At 62.2% G+C, this 6,670-nt stretch carries 3 protein-coding genes; 1 reads left to right on the top strand and 2 read right to left on the bottom strand.

Annotated elements, in window-relative coordinates:
* Positions 1 to 1,312 precede the first annotated feature (1,312 nt).
* Positions 1,313 to 3,640 (top strand): TonB-dependent receptor, encoded by a 2,328-nt coding sequence (locus QZ302_RS07925; RefSeq protein ID WP_294594277.1) that lies wholly within the window; start codon positions 1,313 to 1,315, stop codon positions 3,638 to 3,640.
* Here QZ302_RS07925 and radC read toward each other — a convergent pair.
* On the bottom strand, positions 3,637 to 4,341 hold the full coding sequence (gene radC / locus QZ302_RS07920) for a DNA repair protein RadC (protein WP_294594276.1): 705 nt from the start codon (positions 4,339 to 4,341) through the stop codon (positions 3,637 to 3,639). The genes QZ302_RS07925 and radC overlap by 4 nt on opposite strands.
* Positions 4,342 to 4,361: 20 nt before the next feature.
* Positions 4,362 to 5,540 carry a tryptophan synthase subunit beta gene (trpB, locus tag QZ302_RS07915; protein WP_294594275.1) on the bottom strand — a complete coding sequence of 393 codons (1,179 nt, stop codon included), beginning with the start codon at positions 5,538 to 5,540 and terminating at the stop codon, positions 4,362 to 4,364.
* Positions 5,541 to 6,670: the final 1,130 nt, after the last annotated feature.

The following is a 6,670-nucleotide window of genomic DNA, read 5'->3' as shown; positions in this document are numbered from 1 at the left end:
AGCTGGTCGTCCACGTCCTACGATTCGGGCGACCACTACCGTGGCGTGTACTTGTTCTTCCGCGTGACGGAACTCTACCCCAGCCACATGACGTACCGGGCCTACGGTCTTCAGTTGCGTTGCCTCTCGGAATAAACGGGCCGGAGAGCTTTCGCCGGAACCGATCGGGGGCTTAAAACCCAAACTTCTACCGATTTTTTCCATTCGGATTTTACGGATCATGCGGCACCGCCCCGGGCCACCGCGGCAGCGGCGAAGGCGAATTGTGGGGTGTCGGCATCGGTGGGTACAACTGATCGTCCACGTCCTACGATTCGGGAGACCGCTACCGTGGTGTGCTCTTGCACTATTACGCGACGTACCTCAATTCCAGCGACGTGTACCTTCGCGCCTACGGTTTTCAGTTGCGTTGCCTCTCGGAATAAACGCGCCCGCAGGGCGTTTTACTGCCAGCCTCTACCCTACTTTTGAGCTGAATCCTACGATTCGAAGAATCGCACGGGCCGAAGCCTCCCCCAGCGGAGGCCCGCAACTGACGTTGCTGTGGACCTCGCAGGCTTCGACCCTCGAAAGCACTTTCCCCCATTCATTACCCCTTTTTGTGGCATTCGTCCTCGGCACGCCCCCACGCGCCGGTGCCTTCGGGAACTCCGATTGGGCAGCCTCTACCCCAATAAGAGGCCGGCGATTCCTTTCGGAATCGCGCTACTCGCTCTCAGTCTTAGCTATTCGCCGCCAGCGGTGAATGCAACGAGCTCCGCGAAGTTGCAGTCCGCCGCATGGGGTGCGGCGAACTGCGCGACCCTATGGGTCGCAGAAGCTCGGCCAAAGCACTGCCCCGTGTCCGCCTCACTGCGGCTCCGCTGTCGCTCCGCCGCATTTCCGTCGCCCGCGGCAATTCTTGCCGGATTGGCCAAGTGCCAATCGGCAGAATATGCCATTTAAGCGGGCGGGCGACGGATTTTTGCGCATAAGGCGAGCTTTGTTCGCGCGCCTGGGGAAATCTTGTCAAAACACGCAAGCGCATTTGGACGATTTCCCTCCTAAGGCGTGGCGCGCGTTTGCTTTGAAGTAACAAAGGCCGCCCGCCGTGGCGCGAACGCGCCCGCCGGGCGGGCGCACCCTTCGGGTGATTTAAGGGCAGCCTCTACCCCAACAAATCGTGGCAGCCTCTACCCAAATCCCGCACCCCCCTCAAGAATACCCACAACAGTCAGCCCCCTTATCACTACATATAGCGATTGCCCGAAACGAATGTAAACCCTTTCTTTGCGCTTTCAACCAACGGTTCCAACCACAGCCTCTATCAAGAATGAAACGCCTATTCCTTTTGTTGCTGAGCTGCACCCTCCCGCTCCTCGCGGACGCCGAAGACCGCGACACCACCCGCACCGTCGAATCCGAAGAGATCGTCGTCCGCTCCTCCGCCAAAGAGACCAACGCCCTTCAGAGCCTTCCCGAAGCCGTTTCCCTCATCACCCCCACCCGGATCAACAACCGCCAGATCGAATCCGTCAAAGACCTCAGCGCCTTCGTTCCCAACCTCTTCATCCCCGACTACGGCTCCCGGATGACCACCCCCGTCTACCTGCGCGGCGTCGGCGCCCGGAGCAGCGGCCAGAGCGTCGGCCTCTACGTCGACAACATCCCCTACATGGACAAATCCACCTTCGACTTCAACTTCCTCGACATCCAGCGCATCGAAGTCCTCCGCGGCCCCCAGGGGACCCTCTACGGTCGGAACGCCATGGGCGGCATCATCAACGTCTACACCCTTTCCCCCCTCGAATACCAAGGCCACCGCCTCTCTGTCGGCGGCGGCAGCCACGGCAACTGGCAAGCCCGAATATCGAAACTCGCCCGCTTCGGCCACCGAGCCGGCCTGAGCGTCGGCGCCTACTACGACCGCGACGGCGGCTACTTCACCAACCGATTCACCGGCCGAAAAGCCGACCGCGGCCAATCCGCCGGCGGCCGTCTGAAATTCGAATGGCAAATCACCCCCCGCCTGAAAGCCATGCTCGCCGGCGGGTTCGACTTCACCGACCAGGACGCCTTCGCCTACGGCCTCTACGACAAAGAGAGCGGGAAAATCGCCCCCGTAGACTACAACGACCCCGGTCACTACCGCCGCCGGATGAGCAACAACTCCCTGCGGCTCGAATACCTCACCGACCGCCTCCAGCTCACCTCCAACACCGGCTACCAGTGGCTCGACGACGACATGTCCATGGATCAGGACTTCACCCGCCAGAGCATCTTCACCATCGACCATCGGCAACGCCAGCACTCCGTCAACCAGGAGCTCGTCCTTCGCTCCGTCCGCGAAGACCGCCGCTACAAATGGTCCGTCGGCCTCTTCGGTTTCTACAACGCCCTGACCACCGACGGCGACGTCGTCTTCAAGGAAGACGGCATCCGCGATATCCTCCAGCCCGTTTTCGACGGCATCCCCATGCCCGTCCAGCTGACCATCCTCGACGACCGCATCCCCAACCCCGGCACCTACCGCACCCCCGCCGGCGGCATCGCCCTCTTCCACCAGTCCACCATCGACGACCTGCTGACCCCCGGCCTCTCGCTGACCCTCGGCCTTCGGCTCGACTACGAACGCCAGACCCTGAAATACAACACCTCCATGTCGCTCGACCTGCGGGCCGAAAACCGGCCCGGCGGCCCCCAGATGCTCCCCCCCGGCGGCATCCCCATGCCCCTCGCCAAGACCCTGACCGGCACCGACCATCAGGACTTCTGGCAATGCCTGCCCAAAATATCCCTCAAATACGAATGCACCCCCGACATCATGACCTACGCCACCGTGGCGAAAGGCTACAAAGCCGGCGGATACAACATCCAGATGTTTTCGGAAGTGATGCAGGACAGCCTGCGCTCCGCCCGCCCCGCCATGAGCGGCGGCAGCGGTCGTCCCGGCGCATCGACCGGTACGAAAGCCGACGGCGCGACCGGAGGAGAGCTCCGGAACGCCCTGGCCTACAAGCCCGAAGAGACCTGGAACTACGAACTCGGCACCCGAGCCCGCCTCCTCGGCGGCCTGCTGGAGACCGAAATCGCCCTCTTCTGGATGGACATCCGCGACGTGCAACTGACCCAATTCGTAAACGGCGGCAGCGGCCGCATCCTGACCAACGCCGGCCGCGGCCGGAGCTACGGCGTGGAACTCTCCGCCTGCGTGCGCCCCGTACAAGGGCTGAGCTTCGACCTGAACTACGGCTACACCCACGCCACCTTCCGCGATTACGACGGCGGGATCGACGCCGACGGCCAACAGATCGACTACCGCGGGAAACACATCCCCTACGTACCCCAGCACACCTTTTCGCTCGGCGGCGCCTACTCCCTCAACCTGCCCGACCGGTGGGTGAACCAGCTGACCTTCGCCGCCCAATACACCGGCGCCGGCCCCATCTATTGGAACGAAGCGAACGACGTCCGGCAAGACTTTTACGGCCTTCTGAACGCCAAAGTCACCCTCCGCCACGACTTCGTGCGGCTGGAACTCTGGGGCCGCAACCTGCTGAACACCGACTACGGCGCCTTCTATTTCGAATCCTTCGGCCGGTCGTTCGTCCAGCGCGGCAAACCGCTGACCTACGGCGCCAACCTCGTCTTCGCCTTTTAGAGCAGCCCCCTCTCCGCGAAGCTGAACGACTCGCGATCCGAGACAATCACATGATCCAGCAGCCGGATATCGAAATATCCCGCCGCCCGCTGCAACTTCCGCGTCTGCTCCGCATCCTCCCCGCTCGGCGAAGCATTTCCCGACGGATGGTTGTGCACCAGCACGATTCCCGACGCATTCCGATCCAACGCCCGGCGGATCACCACCCTCGGATCGATCACCGAGCCCTCGATTCCGCCCTGACTCACCCGGAACCGTTCGATGATCCGCTTCGACCTCGAGAGCAGCATCGCCCACACCTCCTCGTGCGGCAGATCCGCCAGCAGCGGCTGGAAAATCGCGACGATATCGCGACTCCCCGCAATATAGTCCTGCGCCGGCCTTTCCGCCGCCCCTCGCCTGCGTCCCAGCTCCAACGCCGCCGCGATGCTCACCCCCCTCGCCAGCCCGATCCCGTTGAACCGCTGCAACTCCGCGAGACTCTTTCGCCCCAGCTCCACCAAATCTCCCCCCACCGCATCCAGCAGCCTGCGTCCAATCTCCACCGCCGAGCACTCCACCGTACCCGACCCGATCAGCACCCCCAACAGCTCCGCATCCGTCAGCGCCGACGCCCCGCGACTCATCAGCTTTTCGCGCGGCCGATCCTGTTCGTTCCACTCCCTGATCGGCCGTCGCGCCTTATTGGGCCACTCTTCCATAAGCCGTAACGACAAAAAGTTTACAAATCCAGCTCCCGCACATACATCGGCATATCCTTATCCCCCCGTCCCGAGACATTCACCACCACCACCTCCTCCGGTCGGAAACTGAGCTGCGGCAACGCCGCCAGCGCATGCGCCGACTCGATCGCCGGAATGATCCCCTCGAGCTGCGCCAGCTCCAGCGCCGCCTCCAGCGCCTGCCTGTCCGTCGCCGTGAGCACCGTCGAACGTCCCGTCTGCGCCAGATAGGCGTGCAGCGGCCCGATCCCCGGATAGTCCAGCCCCGCCGAGATCGAATACGGTTCCCTCACCTCCCCGTTCTCATCGAAAAGAATCATCGACCGACTCCCGTGCAGCACCCCCAGCGTGCCGCACGTGAGCGACGCCGCATGCTCCGTCCCCTCGGTTCCGCGTCCCGCCGCCTCGACCTGCACCAGCCGCACCGCCTCGTCCTCCAGAAAATGGTAGAACGCCCCCACCGCATTGCTCCCCCCGCCGATGCAGGCGATCACATAGTCCGGCGTCTCGCGTCCCTCCAGTTCCGCCAGCTGCTCCCGGATTTCGGCACTGATCACCGCCTGCAACCGCGCCACGATATCCGGGAACGGGTGCGGCCCGACCGCCGACCCCAACAGGTAGTAGGCCTCGGGATGCGACACCCAGTACGCCAGCGCCTCATCCACCGCATCCTTGAGCGTCGCCCCACCGCTGGTAACCGCTTCGACCGTCGCCCCGAGCATCTTCATCCGCGCGACGTTCAACGCCTGCCGTTCGACATCCACCGCCCCCATATACACCGTACACCGCAGCCCGAGCATCGCACAGACCGTCGCCGTGGCCACCCCGTGCTGTCCGGCCCCCGTTTCGGCGATGATGTGGGTGCACCCCATCTCCTTCGCGAGCAGAATCTGCCCGATGGCGTTATTGATCTTGTGCGATCCGGTGTGGTTGAGCTCCTCGCGTTTGAGGTAGATCCTCGCGCCGTACCGGGCGCTGAGCCTCGGCGCGAAATAGAGGGGCGACGGCCGCCCGGCATAGAATTTCAACAGGTCTGCGAACTCTTTTTTGAATTTGGGGCTTTCGAGAATCCCGACATACCGTTCGGTAAGCTGGTCGATATTCTCGCGGAGTTCATCGGGCACAAAAGCACCGCCGAATTCGCCGTAGTAACCGTTTTCGTCTACGTGGTAGTTCATGGTATTTGTAATTTTTAGTGTTTTTATTCGGTATGGTATCGCGAAAAAGAGAAAGGCCGCCGGTGAGTCCGACAGCCTTTTCTGAGTGTTTTTCGCAACTTGGAACAAAGGTGTAAAGCGGTGCCTCACGCGAATCGATTACGAGTCGTGCGCCACCACCATGCTTGTGCCAAAGTCGTTGTTTTCATTTTTCCGATTGTCGTCCGGATGTGCTCCGGACATCACAAATGTACATAAAAAATCGAATTTCCAAACGATTTTCGAACACATTCGATTTTTCTTGCTTTTCCACGATACTCCACCGTCCGCCGAACAGAAAAACGGATTCCCGATCTCTGCCCGACAGCTGTCGCCCCGCCCCGGGCAACCTCAGCAGCCATACGAGTTCCCAGGGCGGCGTCGGCTTCAGCGGATACAGCTGGTCTACTCTGGCGACCGGCACTTATAGTGTGGGATTGCATTTCGACGTAACGTGGCTTGCTCCGGGCTACATGAACAATCGTGCTATCGGTTTTCAGTTGCGTTGCCTCTCGGAATAAACGCCGCGGGCCCGCGGGGGGCAATGGGCTGGAACTACCCTAAGTAATCGACAGCCTCTACCCTACTTTTGAGCTGAATCCTGCGGTTCGAAGAACCGCACGGGCCGAAGCCTCCCCCAGCGGGAGGCCCGCAACTGGCGTTGCTTTAGGCCCCGCAGGCTTCGACCCGAATCACAAAAGCACACCCCAGTAAGCAGAAGCGCGCAGTAAGCAGGCCGGACGCCCGGAAGATGCTGTTGTGGGGTAGAGGCGGCCAGTAAAAGACGCTGTGCGTCCCTCCCGTGGGGAGGCGTCCGGCCCGGCGACCCTACGGATCGCAAGAACAACAACCTATTTACCGCCTCAGGCTGCCGGGTTCGTCCTCGGCGCGCCCCCCACGCGCCGCTAATGCGTCGCTCTCGCCGAGGCCGGCGACCTAAAGGTCGCAATAGTTCCGCCGTCAGCACCGCCCCAACTCTTCGGGTTCGGGCCGCGCGCTCCGGGGGTGGGCCGAACGGCCCAGCGCGCAGGCCCGGCGATTCTACGAATCGCGCTACTCGCTCTCAGTTCAAGCGGACGAAGTCTGCGGAGCCTAAACGAGCATTGCGAGTT

This window comes from uncultured Rikenella sp., assembly GCF_910579375.1.
Lineage (GTDB): Bacteria > Bacteroidota > Bacteroidia > Bacteroidales > Rikenellaceae > Rikenella.
The sequence above is the reverse complement of the archived record's forward strand: the minus strand, read 5'-3'. Positions and strand labels throughout refer to the sequence as shown.